This is a genomic window from uncultured Alcanivorax sp. (assembly GCF_947258575.1).
In the GTDB taxonomy this organism is placed as follows: Bacteria; Pseudomonadota; Gammaproteobacteria; order Pseudomonadales; family Alcanivoracaceae; genus Alcanivorax.
The window spans coordinates 14,140-40,349 of sequence record NZ_CAMYIV010000004.1; the positions used below are offsets into that span (position 1 = coordinate 14,140).

At 53.9% G+C, this 26,210-nt stretch carries 19 protein-coding genes; 7 read left to right on the top strand and 12 right to left on the bottom strand.

Features of this window, described 5'->3' with window-relative positions; all coding sequences use genetic code 11:
• Nucleotides 1–43: 43 nt before the first annotated feature.
• From Q0Y02_RS03515 to Q0Y02_RS03560, 10 genes are all read right to left on the bottom strand, one after another.
• Nucleotides 44–928, bottom strand: coding sequence for a metal-dependent hydrolase (locus Q0Y02_RS03515; protein ID WP_007149555.1), 885 nt, complete (start codon nucleotides 926–928; stop codon nucleotides 44–46).
• A 41-nt stretch (nucleotides 929–969) separates the two neighbouring features.
• Nucleotides 970–1,836, bottom strand: coding sequence for an SDR family oxidoreductase (locus tag Q0Y02_RS03520; protein ID WP_007150445.1), 867 nt, complete (start codon nucleotides 1,834–1,836; stop codon nucleotides 970–972).
• The gene (locus Q0Y02_RS03525) at nucleotides 1,833–3,359 is read right to left on the bottom strand and encodes an NAD(P)/FAD-dependent oxidoreductase (RefSeq protein ID WP_035248735.1); all 1,527 of its coding nucleotides are present in this window, start codon (nucleotides 3,357–3,359) and stop codon (nucleotides 1,833–1,835) included. The genes Q0Y02_RS03520 and Q0Y02_RS03525 overlap by 4 nt, the downstream gene beginning before the upstream one ends.
• On the bottom strand, nucleotides 3,356–4,324 hold the full coding sequence (locus Q0Y02_RS03530; RefSeq protein WP_365848622.1) for an alpha/beta hydrolase: 969 nt from the start codon (nucleotides 4,322–4,324) through the stop codon (nucleotides 3,356–3,358). The genes Q0Y02_RS03525 and Q0Y02_RS03530 overlap by 4 nt, the downstream gene beginning before the upstream one ends.
• Before the next feature lie 161 nt (nucleotides 4,325–4,485).
• Nucleotides 4,486–7,566: an Ig-like domain-containing protein gene (locus tag Q0Y02_RS03535; RefSeq protein WP_297764480.1), complete on the bottom strand. Its 3,081-nt coding sequence runs from the start codon at nucleotides 7,564–7,566 to the stop codon at nucleotides 4,486–4,488.
• Nucleotides 7,567–7,600: 34 nt separating this feature from the next.
• Complete coding sequence (locus Q0Y02_RS03540; protein WP_063509526.1) at nucleotides 7,601–8,962, bottom strand: outer membrane protein transport protein; 1,362 nt, start codon at nucleotides 8,960–8,962, stop codon at nucleotides 7,601–7,603.
• A gap of 334 nt (nucleotides 8,963–9,296) precedes the next feature.
• Complete coding sequence (locus tag Q0Y02_RS03545) at nucleotides 9,297–10,940, bottom strand: NAD(P)/FAD-dependent oxidoreductase (protein WP_007149384.1); 1,644 nt, start codon at nucleotides 10,938–10,940, stop codon at nucleotides 9,297–9,299.
• Nucleotides 10,937–11,896 (bottom strand): alpha/beta hydrolase, encoded by a 960-nt coding sequence (locus tag Q0Y02_RS03550; protein ID WP_035233473.1) that lies wholly within the window; start codon nucleotides 11,894–11,896, stop codon nucleotides 10,937–10,939. Before Q0Y02_RS03550 ends, Q0Y02_RS03545 begins: the two co-directional genes overlap by 4 nt.
• 38 nt (nucleotides 11,897–11,934) lie before the next feature.
• The gene (locus tag Q0Y02_RS03555; RefSeq protein ID WP_022983810.1) at nucleotides 11,935–12,774 is read right to left on the bottom strand and encodes an SDR family NAD(P)-dependent oxidoreductase; all 840 of its coding nucleotides are present in this window, start codon (nucleotides 12,772–12,774) and stop codon (nucleotides 11,935–11,937) included.
• A complete protein-coding gene (locus tag Q0Y02_RS03560) occupies nucleotides 12,759–13,703 on the bottom strand; it encodes a metal-dependent hydrolase (protein WP_008930237.1) in 945 nt (314 codons plus the stop codon). Before Q0Y02_RS03560 ends, Q0Y02_RS03555 begins: the two co-directional genes overlap by 16 nt.
• A 181-nt stretch (nucleotides 13,704–13,884) precedes the next feature.
• On the opposite strand from Q0Y02_RS03560, the gene Q0Y02_RS03565 reads away from it, so the two are divergent.
• Nucleotides 13,885–14,490, top strand: a complete 606-nt coding sequence (locus Q0Y02_RS03565) for a TetR/AcrR family transcriptional regulator (RefSeq protein WP_007151233.1) — start codon at nucleotides 13,885–13,887, stop codon at nucleotides 14,488–14,490.
• Between the two features lie 69 nt (nucleotides 14,491–14,559).
• Here Q0Y02_RS03565 and Q0Y02_RS03570 read toward each other — a convergent pair whose 3' ends face one another.
• On the bottom strand, nucleotides 14,560–15,603 hold the full coding sequence (locus tag Q0Y02_RS03570; protein WP_035248724.1) for an AraC family transcriptional regulator: 1,044 nt from the start codon (nucleotides 15,601–15,603) through the stop codon (nucleotides 14,560–14,562).
• A gap of 122 nt (nucleotides 15,604–15,725) precedes the next feature.
• Between Q0Y02_RS03570 and Q0Y02_RS03575 the strand changes: the two genes are divergently transcribed.
• The 4 genes from Q0Y02_RS03575 to Q0Y02_RS03590 are packed head-to-tail and all read left to right on the top strand — an operon-like array spanning nucleotide 15,726 to nucleotide 20,458.
• Nucleotides 15,726–16,046: a 2Fe-2S iron-sulfur cluster-binding protein gene (locus Q0Y02_RS03575; protein WP_008930234.1), complete on the top strand. Its 321-nt coding sequence runs from the start codon at nucleotides 15,726–15,728 to the stop codon at nucleotides 16,044–16,046.
• Between the two features lie 14 nt (nucleotides 16,047–16,060).
• Nucleotides 16,061–17,473 carry a cytochrome P450 gene (locus tag Q0Y02_RS03580; RefSeq protein WP_035248723.1) on the top strand — a complete coding sequence of 471 codons (1,413 nt, stop codon included), beginning with the start codon at nucleotides 16,061–16,063 and terminating at the stop codon, nucleotides 17,471–17,473.
• The gene (locus Q0Y02_RS03585) at nucleotides 17,473–19,128 is read left to right on the top strand and encodes a choline dehydrogenase (protein WP_035248722.1); all 1,656 of its coding nucleotides are present in this window, start codon (nucleotides 17,473–17,475) and stop codon (nucleotides 19,126–19,128) included. Before Q0Y02_RS03580 ends, Q0Y02_RS03585 begins: the two co-directional genes overlap by 1 nt.
• A 58-nt stretch (nucleotides 19,129–19,186) precedes the next feature.
• On the top strand, nucleotides 19,187–20,458 hold the full coding sequence (locus Q0Y02_RS03590; protein WP_231866109.1) for an FAD-dependent oxidoreductase: 1,272 nt from the start codon (nucleotides 19,187–19,189) through the stop codon (nucleotides 20,456–20,458).
• A 681-nt stretch (nucleotides 20,459–21,139) separates the two neighbouring features.
• Here the strand turns inward: Q0Y02_RS03590 and Q0Y02_RS03595 are convergent.
• A complete protein-coding gene (locus Q0Y02_RS03595; RefSeq protein WP_035248720.1) occupies nucleotides 21,140–21,805 on the bottom strand; it encodes a TetR/AcrR family transcriptional regulator in 666 nt (221 codons plus the stop codon).
• A 162-nt stretch (nucleotides 21,806–21,967) separates the two neighbouring features.
• Between Q0Y02_RS03595 and Q0Y02_RS03600 the strand changes: the two genes are divergently transcribed.
• Both Q0Y02_RS03600 and Q0Y02_RS03605 read left to right on the top strand, forming a co-directional pair.
• On the top strand, nucleotides 21,968–23,143 hold the full coding sequence (locus Q0Y02_RS03600; protein WP_063508267.1) for an acyl-CoA dehydrogenase family protein: 1,176 nt from the start codon (nucleotides 21,968–21,970) through the stop codon (nucleotides 23,141–23,143).
• A gap of 56 nt (nucleotides 23,144–23,199) precedes the next feature.
• On the top strand, nucleotides 23,200–26,187 hold the full coding sequence (locus Q0Y02_RS03605; RefSeq protein WP_063508268.1) for a peroxisomal multifunctional enzyme type 2: 2,988 nt from the start codon (nucleotides 23,200–23,202) through the stop codon (nucleotides 26,185–26,187).
• Nucleotides 26,188–26,210: the final 23 nt, after the last annotated feature.

Sequence of the window (26,210 nt, forward strand, 5' to 3'; positions counted from 1 at the left end):
GTCGTCAACTATTCAGAGGTTCCCTAAACCCCCTTGAGCATTATTATGCCGCCGGATTGCTATACAGCTCATGCAGTTGGCCACCTTCAGCGAACAACTTCTCACGCCACAGTTTTTCCAGCCCTTTGGTGTCATGTTGATCAGGGTGGAAATCCGGCTGAATGAACTCAGGAAGGCGCGAAAGGATTTGCGATACAAACCCGTTACGACCTAGCAAAATATTCAGACCTTTAACATTATCGCTGATGTTGCCGAGCTGGCCGTCTTTGACAAGCATCCAGCTCCAGGTGATGCCCAGCATCGGCAGCAAGACGACCATCGAGGCGAGGGCTGCAGCCACGCGCTCTGTACGGCTGTTACCAATAAGCTCATATACGTCGTAGGCAACAGATTTGTGTTCCAGCTCTTCGAGCGCATGCCACTGCCATATTTTGAGCATTTCAGGGTCTGCCTGGCGTACAAAATTCTCGTCTTCAAGCAGCTGCTCGGCGAGAAGCGCAGTAAAGTGCTCCATAAACGTGGTGGCGGCTAGCCGAGTGCTCGGCGGCAACTTCTCTAGTATGGCCAAGCCAATTTTGACAAACCGATCTGGCGACTGCATGTCATAGCCGTACTCGGCGAGAATCTGGTTCAGCCTGTCGTGCTCTCGTCCGTGAATGGCCTCCTGCCCCATGAAGCCCGATATGGCCGCCCGTAGAGATTCGTCCTTAACCTGACCACGAAAGTGTCTAACGGACTCCATGAAATAGCGTTCACCAGGTGGGAAAAAACCGGAGAGCATGGCAAAGAAAGTCGTTGCTGTGGCATTTCCAGCATAAAAATACTTTGGAATGGAATCCGGAAATTGAAAATTGATATGACGCGGTGGAATGCCCACCAGTGCGCCGCTGAGTTTCTTAATGCTTTTTACCGTATTAGACGAGCGCATATCGCCTCCAATCAATAATGTGATAGTTAAAGAGAAAAATGTCAGGCCATGCCCTGATGCGTTTTTTTATTTTTGCTGCTTTGCTGTTTTTTAAACATAATTTCAAGCAAGCGTTGGTAGCCTGTGGGTATCAGTCTCTGTGTGGTGTCCAGCATGACCGCGTCACCGCCTACCAAAACTCTTCGCCGGTTTTTCCGCACGCCTTTCAGGATGGTTCTAGCGGCAGCTTCGGGTGTGGTCATGGCAATTTTTTCGAACATGCTGGCAATCTCTTCTTTGTCGCCCATGTTCATGCTGCCCATGTCTCCCATGCGACTATTACGCGCGATGTTGGTCTTTACTCCACCTGGATGAACGCAAGTCGCGCTGACAAGGCCGCCCGCGATATCCAGCTCTTCACGTAATGATTCTGTAAATCCGCGAACAGCAAATTTTGCGGCGTTGTAGGCTGACTGGGTTGGAACACCGATAATGCCGAAAACGCTGGAGATATTGACGATATGGCCTTCACCTATTTTCTGGAGATGGGGAAGAAATGCCTTTGTACCGTATACGACACCCCAGAAATTGATATTCATCAGCCATTCAAAGTTTTCATAGCTCATGTTCTCGACGGTCTCACCCAGTCCCACACCGGCATTGTTCATGATGAGATTTACTTTTCCGTGTGTTGATACGGTATCTTCCGCGTATTGATAAACCGCATTTTTGTTGCTGACATCAACAACATGAGTGCTGATGTTGACGGCGTAGCCTGCCAGTAATTCGACCGTCTTCTCTAGGCTTTCTTCGCTGATATCAGAGATCGCTAAGTGGCAGCCTTCTTTTGCTAGAGCAATCGCCGTGGCTTGCCCGATGCCCGACCCGGCGCCAGTGATCGCCGCGACTTTTCCTGAAAATGATTTCATCGTTGCGCCTCTATATTGAGTGTGTTGCTCAGAAGTTTTTGGACGAGATTGCGTTTCGTTTTATGTAGGTTTGTCGTTTCGAATTTAAGGTGGCCATCATTCATTTTTCCATAACGAAGCGCCGGCAGGTCGTGAAGATAATCGTTGAGGTTTTGCCAAGGATCTTTGTTGCCTTGGCGTGGCAGGCGGTCATCAGCACGTTGAATGTAGCCAGAGCGAAGGTTGAGAAAGTTGACATCAGAGCCACACCCTTCCTCGTCGATAGGGGTCACCTTTTCTGCGCCTGTCTTGCGCATATGCTTGAGAAGCCGACAAACAAATTCGGAGGCAATATCTGCCTTGAGGGTCCAGGACGCGTTGGTATAGCCAAAGACCAGTGCCATATTAGGCACTTTTTCCAGCATTAAGCCTTTGTACATCATGGTGTTTGAGAGATTGACGTGCGTACCATCAACACGTAGCTCTGCGCCGCCCAACATTTGCAAATCCAGACCGGTAGCTGTGACGATAATATCGGCAGGTATCCAATCCCCAGATTCCAGTTTTATACCGGTTTTGGTGACATTTTTTATATGATCCGTCACCACGGAAGCCTTGCCTTCACGAAGCACCTTGAACAGATCCCCCTTGGGAACTGCGCACATTCGTTCCTCCCATGGGTTGTAGTGAGGTTGAAAATGCTTCATGTCGATATCCGGCCCCAGTTGTTTGCGAGCAGCGGCCAGCAGTAATCTGCGGATCGCTTTGGGCTTACGAATCGATAGGTTAAATACGGTTCTCTGCAGCAGGATATTGCGTGTGCGCGCCATGCGGTAAACAAGCATTTCTGGCAGTACTCGGCGCAGGTTTTTCGAGATGAGATCTTGCTCAGGGACGGAGGCAACATAAGTAGGGGAGCGCTGTAACATGGTGACATGCGCAGCGCGGTCGGTCATCGCGGGCACCAGTGTTACGGCGGTGGCGCCGCTGCCGATCACGACAACTCGCTTACCCGTATAGTCGTAGTTATCTGGCCAGTGCTGCGGGTGAATTACCTCGCCGCCAAAGCGATTGATTCCAGGAATTTTCGGTGTGTAGCCGGCGTCATAGTTATAATAACCGGTACAGTTGAGGACAAACCCAGCGGTGAAAACTTCTTCTTCACCGGTTTCCTCGTTCAACGCGGTAACCGTCCAGCGATTGAATTCGCTGCTCCAGTCCTCGGCAGTGACTTTCAGGCCAAAATGAATTTTCTTGTGGACCTGATGATGCTCAGCGGTTTCTTCGATGTAATTGCGAATAGAGGGGCCATCGGCAAGCATCTTGGTGTCTGTCCAAGGCCGAAAGTTATAGCCGAGTGTGAACATATCGGAGTCCGAACGGATGCCGGGATAGCGAAATAAATCCCAGGTGCCACCAACGCGCTTGCGTCGCTCAAGGATGCCATAGCGTAGATCTGGGCACTTGCGGCTTAGGTGACAAGCCGCACCAACGCCGGAAAGGCCCGCGCCAATGATCAGCACGTCGAGGTGTTTATGTTTCATGGTGTAAGTCTCCGATCGGTGGAGCGTATGTGATTTCCTTGCGGGTCAAGGTGCTGAAGAAAGTCCAGCACTGCTCCGGTAAAAATACTGTTGCGGTCACCCGCTACCATATGACCTGCTTGATGGATTACTCGGTACTTGGCATGTGGCACGAGGGCTAATAATTCCTGGGCTCCTGCTTCGCTGAGTACATCACTGTGATGGCCGCGGATGAGTAATATCGGTAATTTGAGTTTGCTTGCTGCAAGATTGAGTCGCGCTCGGCCGAACATGCCTTCATTTGCTTCAGGGATTACCGCATGATCAAGAAACGCAGGATCCCAGTGCCAATGGAGACGGCCATTAGCGTCCTGGCGGAGGTTTTTTCGCAAGCCCTGTGAGCTTGATTGTGCTTTTCGTGTTGGGTTATAGGCAGCCACGGCATCCTGAACCTGATCCAGAGAGTCGAAACCGTCAGGGTGGCGGCGCATGAACTCAATCACCCGGCGAACGCCTTTGGTCTCAAGCCGTGGGGCCACATCCACCAGTACCAGACCTCGACAGGGCAAGGGGGGCTCCTCCCCAAGGGTAAGCATGGCCGTCAGTCCGCCCATTGACGCTCCCACGATATAAGGTGATGTGGGAAGTGATTGGATGATGGCGCGGAGGTCTGATACCAGCGCGGTGCCGCTGTAATCCCCTTCAGGGCACCACTGGCTTTGACCATGACCGCGGGCATCAATGCAGGTAGCGCAGTACCCGGATCTGGCCAGAGCTGTTGCCGTGTGCGCCCAGGCATGACGGGTCTGTCCGCCGCCATGCAGCAAAAGCACCTGCGGTGACTTCGGGTCCCCGAACTGGGTTGCACTAAGAACCAACCCGCCGTTTCCCGGGAACTGTATATCCCTGCCAGATTCCGGTGAGTGCTTTGAATCGCTATAGGCAAGGCTTGCGAGGCTGTCGTGAGGATGCATCATTATAGGCATTTATTTATTTGGCCAAACAACCAAATATTAGCGTTTCTTCTACACAAAGAAAAGTCCTATTTGACGATATTGATGATCATTCAGCGGTGTGGCATACGGTGAGGACAGAAAAAAGCCCCCATAAAGGGGGCATGAAAGTGCGTTAGCACAAGGGGAATATATTAAAAATCTTTTACCGGCAAGAAGGTAAAAGTAAGGTCTACGCCGAGGGGCGGTACCTCCAATTCGACACCGGCCAAACCTATGCCAAGCAGATCAATGTTGGCTGGTATGACGAGAGAGTCAGGGTTGCGAACTTTTAGAATCAGGCGACCATCGTCAACAAAACGTAACGGCCCTTCCAAGGTGACTCCGGTTATTTTTTTACTGCGGATGTCATGCCCAAGTTCAATGATTAGTCGTGGTTCCAGTTCTGGTGCATCCACCATGAGATCAAACGTGGTGCTAAACCAGGGGCCATCAGGGGTTCGGGTGATATAGCCAGTAATGGGCTGATTGTTTTCATATGCCAAGCGAAGCACCAGGGGGCCGGTGTCTAACGGTATTGTGATTAATCCCAGTGCACGGGCTTCCAGAAACACACTCGTCGTTGGGAGAACAGTGGGGAAGACTTTGGCAATGACGGCGCCGGTGACTTCATTTGATGTCATTGGGTCGCTGTCGATGAGGCGTCGGTTGATGGTGACATCCGGCTCATACTGGCTTACCCCGGCTTGCAAGGCGCCTGACCCGACAAAGGCAAATTTCTTTTCCGGGCAATCGTCGCCTATACCACAGCCAATGTTGGCATGGGTTATTACTCCCGATTTGTTTTTTAGCCTAAGCTGTAGGTAGTTGGCATCGGCAATGGCACCGCCGTTACCATCGGGTACCGCACCTTGCTCGTTGTCATCGATACTAAGATTAGCGTTAACATCCGCAACCGGCAGAGAGCGTAACGACACACGGGTGATCCGGTCCTCTTCCCCTGTTACAACGAAGTGATTGGTTAGGTCTGGACCTCCTTCTCTAAGCTCTGGGGCTGAGGAACTGGACTGAGAGATTTGACGTGTTTGTAGCGGTGCACCATCGGTTGAACATATGGCATTGGTGCCACAAACAGGCGAGTTTTGCTCGGAGTGCAGGGTGTAGCGATAAAGCTCGCCAATCTGCCACGGGTTGTTCGGGAGAAACTCTATTCGCTGGGCAAGCACCTTGAGACGACCATTGATGGGGTCCCATGCGTTATTGTTGGTATCGAAGTGTTCAACAACAAAAGTCTGATCATTAACCGTGTCGCCGTCGATACTGCGGCTAAAGATGACTCGAATACTAAAATCCTTGAACATATTCGGTACAGGATAGAGCGGGTCGCTATTTTTACCTCCTACACATCGGCCATTGCGCCAAGTCTCTCTTTCGCCGGTAAGATCGACATCGGTTAACGCACAGGGGTAACCGGGAAAAACAGCAGCGACAAGTGGTGCACGTAGCTCATTGGTGCTGCCATTGGGAAGCACGAAGTCCGGTAGGCGGATGTTGAGTGTCTGGTCCTGGTTGAGCGGGTTTCCCTGCGTATCTCGGAGCAGGCTGGTGAGGGTGACCCCGACGTCTTTTCCGTGTTGAAGGATATCTCCTCCGATGATGATCGTGGCTCCATCGTGACGTATTGGGTACGTCTTTACTACATCATCAACAGAAACCTGTACGGCACCGTCAAGGAACACCGAAGCTGGGTCTAATGGTTTGTTGAAGTTCAGGATAACGGGGTCACCAGGCCTTGCATTGGGTTGGAACGTTTCTCCCGGTGCCCAAGACTGAAGCTGCAAGGGTCGAGTGTCTTGGCTTGGGGCAGGCGCTTGGCGCTGGTTTTGATAGGCCTCCATGCGGAATGAGAGCAGACCGGATGCCTTCTCCAGGCCCAGTACATCAGGTTCAACCACACTGACCGCATCCAGTACTAGTACACCATCCTTTACAACGGCTAAACCCGCTACCTGCACATTAAGCAGGTTCTGGCTGAGAGCCGCATTGGGCTCTTGACCTGCTGCAGTCATTGCTGCGTCCATATTAAGCAGGGCATAGCGGGGAACCGATGGGGAATCACTGAATGGATTCGGGATCAGATACCCATTAGCGTCGCTGAGTATCGTGATGGTGACTTCACCGGTTTCCAGCCCGGACGGTATTTCGCCCAGTATATTGACGTCCACGGGGGTGCCTCGGAGTACGGAACCAGCGGGTACTCGCAGTGGAACGGCATTAGGAAAGTTGGGAGCAAAAGCCAGATCTGCAGCTAGATCCCCGCTCAACCCGGTAAATGATTCATCTCCCAGCACAAAGGATTGTACTGGCACCTGATTGATCGGGTTGCCGGTTAAAGTTGACACTAGTCCAGGTTGCTCAGCTCCAAGACTGCCAACTTTTAGAACGGATGTAGCACGGGGAAGAGTGGCTTCCGGAACAAAAGTCCGATTGTACTCCGGCAACTGTTCACCGGTAGTCTGGGCCCGCAGCCCAGCAATCGTTAGTGTGTGTTCCACAGGTTTCAGATCCTGGTCAGGATCCAGTGTCAGGTAACGACCCTGCAAAAATAGTGATGCGGGAACCAACTTGCCGAGGTTGTCACGAAGTTGAACCGATCCGGTTTCGCCATATGCTGTGCTGGTCGGATCAACCGTTTGGTTAAACGACATCCTGAAGGTGCTCATGTCGTTGGGATGGCTGGCATCATCAATCGGCTCTAGCAATGACGGTTGGTCTAGAGGAGTGGCTGAAAGCAGGGTGAAAGAGCCGCTTCCCATGGTTTGCGATGCGCCGGCTTGACTGCCTGCAGTCCGAAACCGAACGCGGGCCACGGAGTTATCATCAATGGCTCCAAGGCCATCATCGTTGACAACCAGATGGTACGCTTCCGCCGGAGCCAGCCGCGATTGAGGATACAGGGCCAGGCCTCTGCCATTGTCTACCACCTGATAGTCAACCATGACGGTATTCCCATCAGTATCACTGACCAGCTGTAGGCGTGAGTCAATGTCATCAATAACCTCTTGCTCAAGTGCAGAGGAAAATCGCAGGATTACTGGCGCGGTAGCTGGAACCTCGGTCTGGCCAGGATAAGGGTAAGAAAAAATTAATGTCTCTGGTGTGCTCCAGGGATTGCTTACATCGCCCTGATCGCCACCGCACCCGGTCAGAAGGGCTGCTATGGCGACCGCCAGACTAATCAGAAACTGGTGGATTGTGATGGGGTTATTATTCATTGCTCTTCTCCTGGTATTAATCGCATGCCTGTTGTTAAAACTTTAGCGACAGGGAGGAAGAAAATACGTTTATTTCACCATCAGCCCTTACCGTTTCATAAGGGGCTGGATCGGTGGAAGAGTTGATGGAGGTCAATTCGAAATCAGCTTCATCCAGCATTTGATACTGGTAAGCGAAGGAGAGTTCTAATGGCATATCTATTATTGGCGCGCTGGACAGACGGTAGCTGGCACCCAGACCGAAAACCTTTTTATCGGTGTCAAGATAGTTAACGTCCTGGGATCGGCTGGATTTTAAAGGTGAGTCCTCCAGGGCTGCGCCGGCAAAGAGTTTCATGGACTCCGACCACTGATAGCTAACGCCAATTCGGGGAATGGTGATGTCGTCAAACGCTAGATTAGCCTGATCGCGAATAGTATCGTCGGCAAACTCGCTTTCAAGCGCAGACCAATTGTGCTGCTCAATGCCTGCCGTCAATTCGAATTTGCCAACGGGAAGCAAAATGGCTGCGCCGAGAACTTCAGGTTGATAGGTATCAATTGTACTAAGCGCTAGGCTCAGGCCTGGTTCAGGGATAACTCCCGGCACAACCACATTGGCATCCACGGATACCTCATAGCTACTTTCCCCCCGCCAGAAAAGAGCCAGCTCCATCTTATCCATTCCAAAAGGCATGCACTCGCTTGTACCGCAAAACATTTCTCCAGAGCGGATATTGATACCTAGTGCCGGTGATAGGGATGGAGAGGCTTCCAGGGAAAGTTTTTCAGAGTCTGTGTTGCCGCCAAGGTCTGAAACTGCTTCCAGGTTGGCTTTGGCCTGGAGGGTAAGACGTGCTGATGCGCCGACGTCAACGCCCCTCAGGACGTTGCTGATAGCGCCACCAAAGGCGAGATAAAGTGGCTGAGATTCATAGCGTAGAAACTGCCCTTTCTGGCTGGTATTGGCCTGATAGGGCAATAGGTTGGATGTGTATTGGTCTACACCCACGTTCAGGCCAAAGTAAATGGGCTTGTCGATGCTGGAAATGCCGGCGACGCGGCTTTTGAAGCCGATTAATAATAGTTCGGAACTGGTGTCAGAGAGGATATCATTCTCTCGCTCCAAAGGGTCTGTTCCTCCCAGTGATTTGGCACGTAATTCCTGGTCGCCATACTGCACAATGACTCCCAGTTCGCCCTCCGGGGAGCGGGCCATGGCGGCCGGGTTGTAGTACACCGACCAGCTGTTGGATGCAAAAGGACTGAATGCCAAGGCAGTGCCGGCATTCATTGGGCCTAGCCCATAAGTGCTCGCTCCGTCGCCAGCACCGCCAATGGCCAAGCCGGGTGAGAGCAATGCTGTAGTGCACGTGAAGAAAAGGAGAGGTAACCGTTTTGTTTTTTTTGCAGACATTTCAGGCTCCTAAAGGGGGCTGTTCTGGTTATAGATGGTGAGTTGTTCTGATTTTCTGTTTGTTTGGTTAAACAACCAATATTGGTCTCAGGCTTAGCTGTCTGTGTCCATGACTGTAATGACGTTGTGCTCTGGCGCTCCGGTAATGTCACACATTAATGCGTGACGCCCAGTCGTCGTCTATGACGAGATGCCGTGTTCTGTTGCTGACCAGGCATGGGTTATCGAGTGGTGTAACGCCTCCTGGGCAGCGCTAAAGCGCACGGTCAACTGGATCTGGAGAGCTCTGCTGGCGTGACATGTACAAGCAGGCTCCACACTTTCTCTGGCACAGTCACTGAGAATTGTTATCTGTTTGTTTTGCCGGAATGCCCTTCTCTGGCAGCTGGGGATGTGGCTCACAGGCTTGTCTCCCGCCGTCGTGTCTGCTGGGAGTGTGCCCGGCCAGTACACTGAACCGGTAGTGATCCATCGGTAAATGCTTGGCTCGCCACAGCATTTCCAGAGAGGTAGAGGGCCGCAGCATTGGCGCGTCACCATGATGGTCGAAGTAATAACTGTTCGACAGCGCGCAGTTGTGGTTAAGGAACACGGTGTTTTGCTGGCGTTTCTGGATATTGCGGAAATACGCGTCATGGACGGACTGACGTATTTCCACTTGGCTGGCTCCACGTCGGTTGGCTTCGCGAATACAGCGAGAGAGGTGGATGGCATTCCCTTCGACCATCTTGAAGTAAGAGGTGCCGATAAGGGCATAGGGACCGAGCATGATGTAAAAGTTCGGGTAGCCCGGAATGGTCAACCCTTCATAGGCCTGGTAACGGTAGTCATGCCAGAAATCGCCCAAATTGATGTTGTTGCTGCCGATGACGTCGAACGAGGGAATATTTCCTTTCTCGAAGGTTTTGTAACCGGTGGCGAGGATCAAGGTATCGATACGCCGTGAGCGGCCGTCCTGGGTGGTGATGCCGCGGGACGTAATACGCTTGATCGGGGTCGTGACAAGCTCAACGTTGTTTCGGGCAAAGGTTCGGAAATAGTCGTTGGAAAACGTTGGCCTTTTGCACCCGAAGCCGTATTTCGGTGTCAGTGCTTGCCACAGGTCCTGGCGGTTGGGCAGCTGTTCGCGCAGGTTGTTTATGCCCGCCTTTTCACACATGCGAACCAGCCAAGGGGCCTGCCGGTAATATATTGCGGAAAGCACCATCAGGGTTTCGCTGACGGTGTCGGTAGCGCCGCGAAGGCTGCGTTGCAAGCCCGGTACGGTTCGGAACAATACCTTGAGCCAGCCAGGCAGAGTCTGATCCGGCTTCTTCAGCACCCAGATGGGGGTGCGCTGGTAGACGTCAAGTTGACGAGCCTGGCGGGCAATTTTCGGAATCAGTTGCACTGCAGTGGCGCCAGTGCCTATTACCGCTACTCGCTTGTCACTAAGATCAAGGTCATCTGGCCAGCGTGCAGTGTGAATGACATTGCCCTGGAACGTATCAAGCCCTTCAATATCTGGCATCTTGGGTGATATCAAACCGCCACAGGCCGAGACAATATGGCGTGCACTAAGTCGCCTGCCATCCGTAAGATCGATCAACCAGACATGGCTGTCGAGATCAAAACGGGCGCTAGCGACTTCGACACCAAAGCGAATCAGTGGGTAGATGCCATACTTGCTTGTTACCTGTCTTGTATACTGGTAAAGCTCGTTTCCCGGCGCAAAAACGCGAGACCAATTTGCGTTTTGTTCGAAGGAAAATGAATAGGTAAACGAGGTAATGTCGACAGCGATTCCCGGATAACGGTTGTCGCGCCAGGTTCCTCCCACATCCTTGCTTCGCTCAAGGATCAAGATATCTTTGATGCCATCGGCACGCAGCTGGATTGCCGCACCAATTCCAGAAATTCCCGCGCCGATGATAATGACTTCATGATCAGGAGTAACGCTGGGACGAGGGTTATGGATTGCAACAGCAGCCATATTCATGATGCAACCTCAACTATGGCGCTATCGCTAGCATTGACCGTTTGGGATGGGGCTTTGCCGACGTTATTGCTGGTCAGATACTTTCCCAGAATTCGGACGATGGTAGGGAAGTCCTGCTTTGCCTCTGGTAGCAAAAAGGTGAATACGGGCCACACGTGCGGCATATCATCGCGCTCCAGAACCTGCACGGGCACCCCCGCATCTCGCGCGCATTGTGCTGCTGCATGGGTATCGTCGCGCAGACACTCTTCGCTACTGACAGTGAAAAGTAGAGGGGGCAAGCCGGTGAAATCCGCGGTGATTGGTGAGGCATACGGGTGAGCGGGGTCCGCGCCGGCCAGATAGATATCCGTTGCCACCTCAATCATGCCATGGGAAAGCATGGTATCGCTGTCGCTATTCGCCTGTCTGGACATCAGGGTGCCTCGCGCATCCGATGCCGGCGAAATGGCGAGGGCGCAAGCCGGCATTTTCAGCAGCTGATCACGGGCACGCAGCAATGTGACTAACGTCAGGTTGCCTCCCGCAGAGTCTCCCGCAATGACCACAGGGCGAGGGTCTGCGATCAGTTCACGATACACATTAAAGGCGTCATCCGTTGCTGCCGGGAAGGGGTGCTCAGGGGCTAGTCGGTAATCCGGAAGAAAGACCCGCGCATTCAGGGCGTGAGCCAAACGGCCACAAAAGTGGTGATAGGTATCAAGCCGCCCGCCGATGAAGGCGCCACCATGCAGGTAGAGTATGGTGATTTGTGGGTCTGCGGTGCCTAGCCAGTGGCCAGCTATTCCTGCAACCTTGCCTCGCTTGAGTCGCACTCCGCGTGGCAGCAGAGAGGGGGCCAAAGGCGCGTTCATCACCCTGCGAAGATGTCTTACCAGTTTGTCCGGGTCGCGTATATCACGCTTCATGCCGGCGCGAAAAAGTAGCTTCAAAATTGTTGTAGGAATGGAGGCCATATTGAATTCCTTGCGTGTTCCGTTTCCTCAAATGCGATTTAATCAGCCAGCATTCTGTAAGCTTCGCCAATCGCGCGGGCGTATAGTCGTGGCGTCAGGCGTTTCAACCGCCAGGCAAGCCGGCCGTCAATTTGTGGCAGCATGTAAAGCTCACCTCGATCAAGGGCACTGAGGGTCTGTCGGGCCACCTGGTCGGCGTTGGTGAGGGCATAGCGGGTCATCGCTGAACGGGCAAAGTCACGGCGACGTTCAGGCAGGCGCCCATTCTCGACGATATTGGTCGGGACCACGGTTGGGCACAGGGCCGTGATTTTTACGCCGGTTCCGGTCAGTTCAGAAGACAGCGTTTCGGACAGGGCCAGTACCCCTGCCTTGGTGACGTTGTAGGCGGCCATTTCCGGGGCGGACCCGAATGCGGCAGCAGAGGCCACATTGATGATGCCTCCATAGCCCAGATCGCGAAGCTGAGGGGCAAAATAATGGCAGCCGTGAATAACTCCCCATAGATTGACGTTCATGCACCAGTGCCAATCTTCAAGTGACACCTCGCCGATTGGGCCACCGAGGCCGACGCCGGCGTTGTTGATTACCAGGGTTACCGGCCTGCCGAGCAAAGGCTCGGCATTTTCCGCCAGGTATGCCATCTGTTTTTCATCGCCGACATCACACCCCAGGGCTACCGCGTGAGTACCGAGTGCTCGCAGGCTGATCGCCACCTGTTCGGCGCGCTCTTCATTGATATCGACACACAGTACCGAACCGCCTCGACGGGCAACTTCGTAAGCAAAGCTACGACCGATGCCGCTACCCGCCCCGGTGATGACAGCTGCCGCCTGAGTTGACGGGTGCAAGGGTTTCTTTTTCATGCCTGCCCCCATGCGGGTTCAGGTTGTGGCGTTTCGAATGTACCGTGTACATTGTTGGCTCGGTGGTCTCTGAGCGCTTGATAGGCCTTATGAGGGTCGCCAGTTCTTTCGTAGGCGCGTTTCCAGATCCGGATTACATCACGGTTATCGTCATCCCACGGGTGGAAAGTGGGGGAGAAATAGGGGGGCACGCCAGCGAGTACCTTGGAAAGAATGCCGGGACGCCAGAACAGGACTTTGGTCATTTTGGCGGCGGACCACAAATTCAGAATTTGACGATCCTTGTAGAGCAGATAGGTCTGGTTGCCGATCATAATGGGGAAGCCCAGGGCAATGGCCAGTAGCATGCCACTGATACGCAGTCGGTAACTGCGGTAGCCACCACCACTGGCATCGACGAAGACGTCATAACTGACGCTCTTGTGCTCGGTTTCTTCGACAAAGTGCCAGTAGAGCATGGCACGCAAATCCGGGTGGGTTTCGTCAAACAGCTCCGGGTGCTCAAGCAGTACCGAGGAAATAATGGCCGTGAAATGTTCAAACGCCGCTGCGATGGAGCTCTGCATATCGTCACTGAGGCGGTGTTGGAGTTGCTTACGGATCAGCTTGAACACGCCTTCAACCTTGTCGATGGGAACCCCGTGTTGCACGCCGATGGCGTTCATTTCATCGTGCTCACGAGCATGAATGCGCTCCTGGCGAATGAATTCTTTAGCTGCGTTCAGCACTTCTGGATCGTCAAGCTTGCCAAGCTGCCGTCTTGCAGAATTCATCACCCAGCGTTCACCGTCGGGGACGGCGGCGAGAATGGCATTCATCCAGTGAGTGGACCACGGGTCGTTGCGAAACCAGTGGCGAGCCACGTTTTCGATGTTCATGGGAAAGTGAATGTCACGGGTTACAACCTCGTCGTAACCAATCTTGCGGTTTGCCAGAGCCATTGGATCGCTCCCAAGTAAAGTGCATTCATTGGACTTTATTTGTATGACCAACCAAATTCAAGATTATAAGGTAGACAGCGTGTTTTTATCTGTATAGATCGAATAGTGCCATCGGCCAGGAAGGCTGGGCCGACTTTAAAAGGAATGCTAGAATCAAAGGCTTACAGCATGGGAGTGCCTTGTGGGAAGAAAGAAAAATCAGGTAACGCCGGTGGCGGAGGCGGATCGAGTGTTTGTGCTCGGTGCTGCAGCTCGTCTATTTCGTCAAAAGGGGTTCGATAAAACCACCGTTAAAGAAATCGCCGAGGCTTGTGGCATGCTGCCTGGCAGCTTGCATTACCGTTACCCCTCCAAGGAAAGCATTCTGGTCGACTTGATGCGCCTTGCGCTTGAGCAAGCGTCTACGGCCTTGTCTGAGGCCATTCGGGGGGAAAGTGAGCCGCTTGAGCAGTTGCGTCAGGGGATCAATGCTCACCTTGAGTTGCTGGTTGGTGGGTCGGATATGGTCTATGTCCTCCTTTTTGAATGGCGCTCCTTGCATGGTGAGTCCCGCCAGGAAATGATTGATCTACGAGACAAATACGAGCTTCTTTGGTCTGCCATGTTGCAATCTTTGTCCTCTCAGGGCCTGATTCGTGCTGATGTGGATCGTGATCTTTTGCGTCTTATCGGGCTGGGCGCGTTGAACTGGGTAGCAACGTGGTTCAATGAGGGGGGGCGATATACGGTGAAGGATGTCGGAGATTTTGTGTGGACGGTAATTAAGGATGGTGTGCTCAAGCGGTAGACGTTGCTATTCAGTGAGAACTGATGGCCGTACTCGCTGCTGATTGTGAGTGCAGTCTGTTTATAAACACTAACCTGCATGCTGCCTGTATTGATCGGGTGTCTGACCAAACCAGCGTTTAAATGCCCGTCTGAAGCTCGCCGTGTCGTGATAATTCAACAGTGTGGCGGTGGCTTCGACGGACAGCTGGCTATTGCACAAATAGCTTACTGCTTGCTTCGATAGTACCTCCTCGCGAATCTTCCTGAAACTGCTGTTCTCATTTTTGAGTTTCCGTGCCAGGGTGCGCTTGCTTATAAAGAGAGAGGCAGCCGCCTCTTCTTCACTAAGTGTTCCGGGTGGCCGGGACAGCATCATTTTCTGTAACCGAGTCCGATAGTCCGGTTCAGGACTCTGAAGACGCGCAAGCATGGATTCGCACTGCTGAAAGGCTAGATGATAGCTTTCATGATTGGCCGATGCGTTCGGTTTTCGACACAACCCCATTGCCAATTTTAGCTTGAAGTGATCGGAGTTAAAGTAAACCTTGCCTGGTAAATACTCCCGGTACATGCCCTGGTAGACGGGGGCTGGATGGGGGAAATGAACCTCTGATTCATACAATGGGCGACCTACGATGAACTCGCCAATTTCAAAAAAAGCCTTGATCACAGTATCTGCCAAGCAGCGCTCCACGTCGTTGTCCATCGCTACCTGAAAGCTCACAACACATTCCAGATAATCCTCAGTGTTTTGCAGGTTCACCTGAATAAAGCTTGCTCGCGTAGGCAGGAAAGTGTGAACGGCTTGCAGCGCGGTATAAAGGTCGGGGCTGCTGTTAGCAACAAAGCCCATCACCCCATGGGTTGCCGGGGTGAGGCGCCTGCCCAACCGCAAGCCGAACTCTGGTTTACCGGATAGATCCAAAGCATTACGCAAGATCTGCATCTGTTGGGTTGCGGTGAGTCGACTCTCATCTTTGAGTAATTGCGTAACATCCACATCTGTTTTGCGCAGGAGTCGGGGCAGCTCTCGTGCACTCAGACCAAGTTCACGGGCGATAAGGCGTGAGTAGTTCGATGGGATATCAGCATCCACGCTTTGCAAGCTATCACTCTGCGTAGTTATTGCCATTAGCCTCTCCTCGGAAAGTCATTACTGTCTTTAAATGTCCCCGTCCTGTCAAGAAATGTCCTCGCTGGCATGCCGCTATATAGCCAATCTTCAGGTTAGACATAAATACTAGGAGACGCGCTGTGGGAAAAATTATCTTTATTGAACATGACGATACCGAGCATGTGACGGAATTCAGGGCGGGTTCTACGCTTATGCAAGTTGCGGTTGATAACGCCGTGCCAGGTATCGATGGTGATTGTGGCGGCGAGTGCGCCTGTGGTACCTGCCACATGATTGTTGCCGATGAGTGGTTCGGCAATACCGGAACGGTTGGTGACGCGGAAGAACAGATGCTGTCCATGACCCCGGAGCGGGCGAGAACCTCGCGTCTGGGCTGCCAGGTAGAAATTACTGAGGCGATGGACGGTATGACCGTGCATTTGCCTGAATTCCAGATGTAAGCAGGGAGAAAGCTATGTCAACAAAAACAAGCTCAAGCAACAGTTTGCAGACCAAGGTTTTCAACGTTTCGTCGAAAGTGGTGCCAATGCATTTTCAGATTAAAACCATGAAAATGTTGATGAAGGCAAAGAGAAAGGCCGTGGGTTCTCGCTCCACACAAATGGAGTTTGTCGAAACTCCCCTGCCTGATGTTAGCACCTTGGCACTGGAAGATATCGACACCAGCAACCCTTTTCTGTATCGACAAGATCAGTGGCGCGCCTATTTTAAGCGGTTACGAGATGAAGCTCCGGTACATTACCAGAAGAACAGTCCATTCGGGCCTTTCTGGTCAATAACGCGCTATGAAGATATTTTGTTCGTCGACAAGAGCCATGAACTGTTTTCCTCTGAGCCGCAAATTATTCTGGGTGATCCACCGGACGGACTATCGGTGGAAATGTTTATCGCCATGGATCCGCCCAAACATGATGTACAGCGCCGAGCGGTGCAGGGCGTCGTTGCTCCGAAAAACCTTAAAGAAATGGAAGGGCTGATTCGTTCTCGTGCGGCGGAAGTGCTAGACAGCTTGCCTCTGGATAAACCTTTCGATTGGGTGCCGGCGGTGTCCAAAGAACTGACTGGCCGTATGCTCGCTACGTTGCTGGATTTCCCTTATGAGGATCGTCACAAACTCGTTGAATGGTCTGATCGTTTGTCTGGCGCGGCATCCGCCACGGGTGGAGAATTTACCGACGAAGATGTCATGTTTGATGACGCGGCAGATATGGCGAGGGCGTTCTCCAGGCTGTGGCGAGACAAGGAGGCGCGACGTGCTTCCGGCGAAGAACCCGGTTTCGATTTGATCAGTATGCTGCAGAGCAACGAAGATACAAAAGACCTGATCAATCGGCCGATGGAGTTTATCGGGAATCTGGCGCTGCTTATTGTTGGTGGAAATGATACCACTCGCAACTCGATGAGTGGTGGCGTGCTGGCTTTGAATCAGTTTCCCGAGGAATTTAGAAAACTGAAGGCAAAACCGGAGTTGATTCCGAATATGGTTTCGGAAATCATCCGTTGGCAAACCCCGTTGGCGAATATGCGCAGGGTTGCTACCCAGGATGTTGAGCTTCGTGGTCAGACCATCAAGAAAGGGGACCGGGTGTTAATGTGGTATGCCTCGGGAAACCGGGACGAACGCAAGTTCGAAAACCCTGATCAACTTATTATTGATCGCAAGGACGCGCGAAACCATATCTCTTTTGGTTACGGCATTCACCGTTGCATGGGTAACCGCTTGGCCGAGCTGCAACTTCGCATTCTGTGGGAAGAGTTACTGAAACGCTTCGAGAATATTGAAGTTGTTGGCGAGCCCGAGCGTGTGCAGTCTAACTTCGTGCGGGGCTATTCCAAATTGATGGTCAAGCTGACGGCAAAAAGTTAATGAAATGTCTGAGCGGGGTGTCGCCTGAAGCATTCGATTATGTGGTGGTCGGCGCGGGCTCTGCTGGGTGTGCGGTTGCAAGCCGTTTGTCCGAGAGCGGCCGCTATTCGGTGCTGCTGCTTGAAGCCGGACCTGAGAGCCGCGGTAACCCTTTTGTGAACATGCCGTTGGGTTTCCTGCAGCTGATGTTCAGCCGCCGATTCAATTGGCAGTTCAATACCGAACCGCAGCCCCATATGCATGACCGTGTCTTGTTCCAGCCGCGGGGCAGAATGCTTGGTGGTTCTAGTGGCATGAACGCGCAGGTCTACATCCGCGGGCATGCCTGGGACTACGACGAATGGGCGCGGCAGGGCTGTGATGGGTGGTCATACACTGATGTTCTACCTTACTTTCGTAGATCCGAACATTTCGAGCCGAAGCTGAACCCGGCCGAGGTTGAATTTCATGGCCTCGGAGGTCCGCTCAATGTTGCCGAGCGCCGTTACACCAACCCGTTAAGTGCGACCTTCGTTGAGGCAGCGAGGCAGGCAGGGTACCGGCTCAATAGGGACTTCAACGGTAGTGAGCAGGAGGGAGTGGGGTTCTACTACGCTTATCAGAAAGACGGCATGCGGTGCAGTAATGCGCGCGCCTATCTCGAACCCGCCGAGGAGCGTTCCAACCTGACGGTTCGCAGCGGCGCGCATGTTACCCGTGTGCTGCTTGATGGCACCCGTGCCACCGGTGTCGAGTACCGAAGCGCTAAGGGGCTGGTGCAGGTCAGTGCCGGGCGCGAAGTTGTGCTCTGCGGCGGAACGTTCAACTCGCCGCAATTGCTAATGTTATCCGGCATCGGTCCGCGTGAGGAGCTGTACCGGCATGGCATTGAATTGCGTCATGTCCTGGAGGGCGTTGGACAGAATCTACAGGACCATATCGACGTGTTCGTGCGCGCCAGAACGCGCAGCCGCCAGAGTATCTCGATGCATCCTAGCTACTGGCTAAAGGGCCTGGGGGCACTGCTGCAATACCTGATCGGTCGGCGCGGTGTGCTGTCCAGCAACGGCGCCGAGGCAGGCGGGTTCATCCGCTCCCGGCCGGAGGAGGCGATACCCGACCTGCAACTACACTTTGGCCCTATGCTGTACGCCGATCACGGGAGGGACATGAAGGTCGCAATGAGTGGTTATGGCTACATAGTGATGATCTACGGACTTAGGCCATTGTCGCGTGGGCGGATTGGTTTGCACAGTGCTGATCCGTTCACTGCCCCGTTGATAGATCCCAACTACATGGCCGAATCCGCCGACGTCGAGCAGCTCGTTCGCGGGGTACGTCTGGTGCGTAAGATCTTGGCGCAGCCTGCATTCTGCTTGCACCACGAAGTCGAGATGTCGCCAGGGTCGGAGCTGCAGAATGATGAGGACCTGGCCGCATGGGTGCGGCGTAGCGGCGAGTCCGCCTACCATCCAGTCGGAACCTGTAAGATGGGTGTGGATCCGATGGCGGTGGTCGATTCGCGTCTGCGAGTGCACGGCCTGCGATCCTTGAGGGTAGTTGATGCCTCTATCATGCCGACACTGGTCGGCGGTAACACCAACCAGCCGGCAACCATGATCGGCGAGAAGGGAGCCGCGATGATACTTGAGGATGCTGAGATGCTCAGCAGTTAGGCATCCTGTGCGTGCGCGATCGATATCGCGGCCTCTTGCTCACCTGCGGTGTTGGGATATGAAAATACGCTTCCAAGGCGCACAAAAGAGACAACCTATGGTTAACAAAAAGAAAGATACGACAGTCATCGTTGGTGGTGGACATGCAGCCGGTACGCTCTTGACAGCCTTGCTGCAAAAGAAATATCAGCATGAGGTAGTACTGGTGAGCGATGAGCCTCATCCTCCCTACCAGCGTCCACCTTTGTCCAAAAGTTATCTTGCAGGAGAGGTTGATCAGTCGTCTCTGTACCTGAAGCCGCGTTCGGTGTATGAGAATGCGGGGCAGCAGTTGCGGCTCGGTGTGCGCGTCGAAGGGATCGACCGATACGCGAAAAGCATCAAGTTGTCGGATCAAAGCACATTGAAATACGATCGATTGGTTCTGGCGACGGGGTCACATGTTCGTCGCCTTAAAGCGCCCGGATCAGATTTGAAAGGAATACACTATCTGCATGATATCGCTGACACCGATGCTCTGCGCAATCAATTAGTGCCGGGTAAACGCCTGGTCATCGTGGGCGGCGGTTATATTGGCCTTGAAGTGGCTGCCAGCGCTATCAAGAAAGGTGTTAATGTCACGGTCCTGGAAGCCGCCGAACGCTTGATGCAGCGTGTTACGGGGCCAGAAATGTCCACGTTTTTCTACGCCAAGCACACTGCTGCTGGCGTTGATGTGCGTCTTGGCACGGCGGTAACTGGCTTCGAAGCGGGTGATAAGGGGCGTGTGGCAGGCGTGACCTTGGCCGATGGTGGCAATGTTCCGGCTGATATCGTGCTCGTATCAATAGGTGTCATACCGGAAACTACATTGGCCGAGAACGCTGGCCTACTCTGCGATGACGGTATTGTCGTGGATGAATTTACCCGCACTGATGATCGCGACATCTTGGCAATCGGCGACTGTACCCGCCACCGGAATCTTTTTTTCGAAAAGATGCAACGGCTTGAGTCTGTTGCCAACGCGGTTGATCAAGCGCGTACGGCGGCGGCGACCTTGATGGGCGAGGAGATGCCCTACGATAGCGCACCATGGTTCTGGTCGAACCAATATGACGTCCGCTTACAGATGGTTGGGCTGTCGCAAAATCATGATCAGCGGGTGCTGCGCGGCACCACCAATGATAAGGGATTTGCGGTGTTCTATCTGCTCGAGGGCTCTGTCATTGCTGTTGACGCGGTCAATCTGCCCATTGCTTTCATGGTGGGCAAGCAGTTGGTCCAGCAACGCAAGAGCGTTAGCGCTGACGCATTGAGTAATACGGATATCGAGCTGAAGTCTTTAATCTGAAGCATGCGAAGTGCGATCAGTAACCGGTCATCCTTTCGTGGTATCCCAATAGAGATTCCGGTTTAAAGGAGGGATCCACTGGCATGGCCTCCTTGAGAGCATCGGCTGGGTAAATTGTAGTGAGATAGTTAATTTGACACTACATCTGAATGTACGATCACTCATTGGGGCCTAAGGTGGATGCCTGTGTGGAAAGGAAAATATTATAGAGTGTTGGAGTCTCTTCAGTGGGACGATCCTGGCTGTGCTGGCGATTTTCCATCGTTCGATGACTTGTCGTGAGGGCTGCGATACACTGCTACTCGCTAGGGGTTCGGGCCCCATCTTCAGGTTATTTTTGATGGGCTAACCGTGTTGGGCAACACCTTTTTCGACTTTGTACTTTTATTTAAATCAGCTGGTTAGGCTGTATTTCAGTCCGGCTTCTGTAACCGTACTGAAAGTGTAGTAATTGGTGTAGCCAGCCTCTTCCCTGTCTTGGAAATTCCACTGACTTTGCCCATAAACACCTGTGCATCAGTCGTAGCGATACTCGGGTACCTTTGTATTATTGGCGTATGCTCAACTGAGGATACCCCTGTCTGCCATTATCGCTGCTAGCCAGGGGCGAAATGCTGTGACATATCGAGTATTGGATAAGCGATACGTTGACATAAACATGGCGTGCTGAGATAGCTACCGTCAAACATCAGTCAGCGGTAGATCCCACCTGGGTGGATAAGGGGGCGGTGTCGTTACGCCCGCCCTAGCTCGCAAGTGAAGGGCAAGCGTGTCACACCAAAGCTTCAGATAACGGTCAAACAGCGCCTTGTCCGCAACGATGTGCAGGTCCTGTGCCATGCCGCGCAATAGCCATTGCGTCAACATCATCATCGAGCGCACATCGGTATCTTCCTTGGTGGCCTCCAGGTAGTGATCGGCTGCGTTACCCACGATGAAATAACTGGATGTCCAGACGCGCTGCAAAATGGCGGCGAGTTCCTGATCGTGCTGGCTGGCGGTCAGTAGCTGCATCAACGGGATGTATTCCGGTTGATCAAAGACATTTTTCCAGGCGCCAAAGATCAGCTCTTCCAGTCGGTCCTCAGAGCCGTGCAGCTTGGCAATGGCTTTGCCCAGTTGAATATATTGCTGGCGAATCAGTTGCTCGGCAGCAGCGGCAATCATGGCGGCTTTGCTGTGGAAATGGTGTAGCGGTGCTCCCCGGGAAACGCCAGCGACCTCGATGATGCGACTCACTGTCGTGCCTGCAAATCCGTCCTTCTCAAGACACGTGAGTACCGCCTGGATGATGCGTTCTCGCATGGCATCGCTACGTTGTTCCTGGGTTCGTCGCTGTGCCTTCATGACGTTATCTGCCTGTTGTCGGGTTTGCTTTCTCTGGCGTAGGATGCTGATTCTAAACGATATATAGCTTATGCGCGCGAACGATTAAAAACAAGTTGAACGTACGTATTGTAAGTTATAGAGTTCTTGTCATGTTTATGAATCAACAGTGGAAAACCTGTAATGAGTGACGTGCATGTACCGGCGGCTGTGTCGCCAATGATTCCCCGTACCCTGTTCAATGAAGACCATGAAGCGTTTCGCGCCACCGCTCGACGTTTCTTCGAGACGGAAATTGCCCCTTATCACGAGAAGTGGGAAGAGCAGCAGCATCTCGATCGCGAGCTGTGGAACAAGGCGGGTGAGCTTGGGCTGCTGTGTGCCACCATGCCCGAGGAATACGGTGGCTGCGGCGTTGACCGCCTCTACTCGATGATTCTTATGGAAGAGCAGGCCCGGGTGGGTGATTCGGCCAGCGGCTTTGCGCTGCATTCGGACATTGTTGCCAACTACATCAACAACTTTGGCTCCCATGAACAGAAAAGCCAGTGGTTGCCCAAAATGGCCACCGGTGAAGCGGTCACTGCCGTGGCCATGACCGAGCCGGGTACCGGTTCCGATCTGCAGCGCATCAAGACCACTGCCACCCTTGAGGGTGATCACTATGTGGTGAATGGCTCGAAAATCTTTATCACCAACGGTTACCTCTGTGACATGGCGGTGGTGGCGGTGCGAACCGGGCCGGCGGATCTGGGAGCACAAAGTGTATCCCTGATGATTATCGAGGCGGATCGCGAGGGCTTCTCCAAGGGCAAGCCGCTGAAGAAAGTGGGCATGCGCGGGCAGGACACCTGCGAGTTGTTCTTCGACAACGTCAAGGTGCCTAAGGAAAACCTGCTGGGCGCCGAGGGTATGGGCTTTATTGCCTTGATGAAGGAGTTGGCCTGGGAGCGGATGATGATCGCCATCATCTGTGCGTCGGCTGCCGAGCATGCGCTGGCAACCACCGTGGAATATGTGAAACAGAGGCAGGCGTTTGGCAAGCCGGTGGCGGCGTTCCAGAACACCCGTTTTGAACTGGCCGAGATGCGTTCTGAAATCCAGATTGCGCGGGTCTATGTGGATCGCTGTATGGAGTTGGTGGTGCGCAATGCCTTGTCCCCCGAGGCAGCCTGTGCGGCCAAGTACTGGGTGTCCGATTTGCTCAGTAATGTGGTTGATCGCTGTGTGCAGCTACACGGTGGCTACGGCTACATGCTCGAGTACCCCATCGCCCGCGCCTATATCGACACCCGTGCCAACCGCATCTACGGCGGCACCAACGAAATCATGAAAGAACTCATTTCCCGCTCTATCTAAAGATTTTCCCGGGCTCGCGCGGCAAGTGGGCCCGGGAATGAAAAGAGGAAAGCATCATGGCAGAACGTCGTTTTGATGATCGTGTGGCCATCGTCACCGGTGCCGGGGGCGGGTTGGGCCGCCAGCATGCACTGACCCTGGCCGAGCGCGGCTGCAAGGTGGTGGTTAACGATCTGGGTGGTAGTGCCCACGGTGATGGCAAGTCATCGTCCGCCGCAGACAAGGTGGTGGAAGAGATCCGGGCCATGGGGGGAAAAGCGGTTGCCAACTATGACTCCGTGGAAAACGGCGAGTCGATAGTGCAGACCGCCCTGGATAACTTCGGCACCGTGGACATCGTGGTCAACAATGCTGGCATCTTGCGTGATGTGAGCTTCGCCAAGATGTCGAAGCAGGACTGGGACCTGGTGCTAAAAGTCCACCTGGAAGGCTCCATGAGCGTGACCCATGCGGCCTGGCCGATCATGCGCGAGAAGGGCTATGGCCGCATCATCATGACCACCTCGGCAGCGGGCCTGTATGGCAACTTCGGTCAGGCCAACTACTGTGCCGCCAAGCTGGGACTGGCCGGGCTGGCCAACTGTCTGGCCGAGGAAGGGCGCAGCAAGAACATTCATGTGAATACCATCGCGCCGATTGCCGCCTCGCGGCTGACGGAAACCATCATGCCGCCGAATCTGCTGGAAAACCTGAAGCCGGAAGCGGTCAGCCCACTGGTGGCCTGGTTGTGTCATGAAGACTGTGAAGAGACCAAGGGCATCTTCGAAGTGGGCGCCGGTTACATCAGCAAGCTGCGCTGGGAGCGCACCCAGGGCAACAACTTCCCGCTCGGCAAGGCATTCAGCGTCGATGATGTGGCCCGTCGCTGGGACAAGATCACCGATTTTACCGACGCGGATCATCCGTCCAACGTCAACGAATCCTTCTCGCCGATCCTCGACAACATCAATAATCCGTCTCTGGGCGGCAACGAGTTCATCGATCTGGATGTGGCCAGCAAGGAAAGCGTCGAGCTGGAATCGGCCTATGATGAAAATGATTTGTCGCTGTACGCGCTGAGTGTTGGCGCCGCCCGTGACCCGCTCGATAAAGATGAACTGAAATTCGTCTACGAGCTGGGCGGCAATTTCCAGGCGTTGCCCACCTATGGCGTCATGCCGCAGATCGGCGCGATGCTGAAAGCGGCGAAGGAAGGTGCGCTGACCTTGCCGGGGATGAACTTTGGTTTTGACCGCTTACTGCATGGTGAGCAGTACACCGAGATCAAGCGGCCACTGCCGCCGCATGCCAAGCTGAAACACACCTTCAAATTCAAGAAGGCGCTGGACAAGGACCCGAACGCAGTCGTCACCTTCGCCATTACTTCCACCGACGAGAACGGTAACGAGGTGGCCTACAACGAGATGACCTCGTTCGTGAAAGGTGCCGGTGGCTGGGGCGGTGAGCGTGGCGATTCCGGCGAGATCAATGTGCCGCCCGCCCGCGAACCGGATGCGGTGATCGAGGAAAAAACCGACGCCAACCAGACATTGCTGTACCGCCTGTGCGGTGACTGGAACCCGCTGCATGCGGACCCGGCGTTTGCCAAGGCCTTTGGCTATGACAAACCGATCCTGCACGGGCTTTGTACCTTTGGTTACGCGGGCCGCCATGTGATCAAGGCGTTCAGCAATAACGATGGCCGTTACTTCAAGAGCATCAAGGTGCGCTTTGCCAAGACGGTGTTCCCGGGTGAAACCCTGGAAACACGCATGTGGAAGGAATCCGATAACCGCATCATCTTCGAAACCTGGGTGAAAGAGCGTAACGAGGTGGTGCTGAAGAATGCCGCCATCGAGCTGTTCTCCGAGATTCCGGCAGAGGCGCCGGTGCCGGAGCAGGCTTCCGCCGAGGAAGATTCTGCGCCGCAGGTGGAGCAGGCGGTGACGCCTGACGATGTGTTCGCCGCGGTGGCGACCTACATCGAGCAGAAGCCGGAACTGGTCGACCAGACCGGCACCAGTTTCCTGTTCGAGTTCAGCAATCCGGATCAGCAGTTCTTTATTGACCTGAAAAATGCACCGGGCGCGGCAGGGCCGGGCACGATTGACAAACCGGACGTGACCCTGGCACTGGACAGCGAGCACCTTTCCACCGTGTTTGGTGGCGATCTCGCTGCCGTGCAGAAACTGTTCTTCGGTGGTGAGCTGAAAATCTCCGGCAACGTGATGGCCTCCAACAAGTTGACCGTGTTGCAGGACATGGACCCGAAACTGGCCGAACAGGAACGCGACAAGCGTGTGGCTGACGGTGGTGGTTCACAAGCTGCCGCCGCACCGGTCGAATCGCAGGAGCCGACCATGGTGGATGTGTTCAGTGCCATCGGCCACTTCATCGCCGACAACCCGGACCTGATCGAGAAGACCGGCACCAGCTTCCAGTTTGCGTTCAGCAACCCGGATCAGGATTTCTATATCGATCTGAAGAATGCACCGGGCACCGCCGGGCCGGGGCAACTGGACAAGGCGGATGTGACGCTGGAACTGGATACCAAACATGCGCCGACCCTGTTTGGCGGTGACCTGGCCGCCGTGCAGAAACTGTTCTTCGGTGGCGAGCTGAAGATCGACGGCAATGTGATGGCCTCCAACAAGCTCACCGTGTTGCAGGGCATGGACCCGAAGCTGGTGGATCAGGCGCGGGACAAGCGACTGGCCTCCGGCCAGCCGGACACCGCCGCCGCGCCACCGAAAAAGCAGAAAGAACCGCAGGCGGAAAAAGTGCTGCCGCAGCTGGCGGAAAAATTGTCCGCCATCGGCGGGCAGGGTGGTGTATTGCAGATCAAGGTACAACGCCCTGACAGTGCCTGGTTTATCGACCTGTCCGATTCGTCGCCTGCTGTCTCCAGCGGCGAAAAAGACGCTGCGGCGGTGATGACACTGGACGACGGCAAGCTGGCCGATCTGATTACCGGCAAGGTGGCCTTGCGCGCCCTGTATCAGCAAGGCGACATGCGCGTGGACGGTGATCTGTCGCTGGTACGCAAACTCGAACAAATCCTGTAACACCCGAATTCGGAGAAACGACA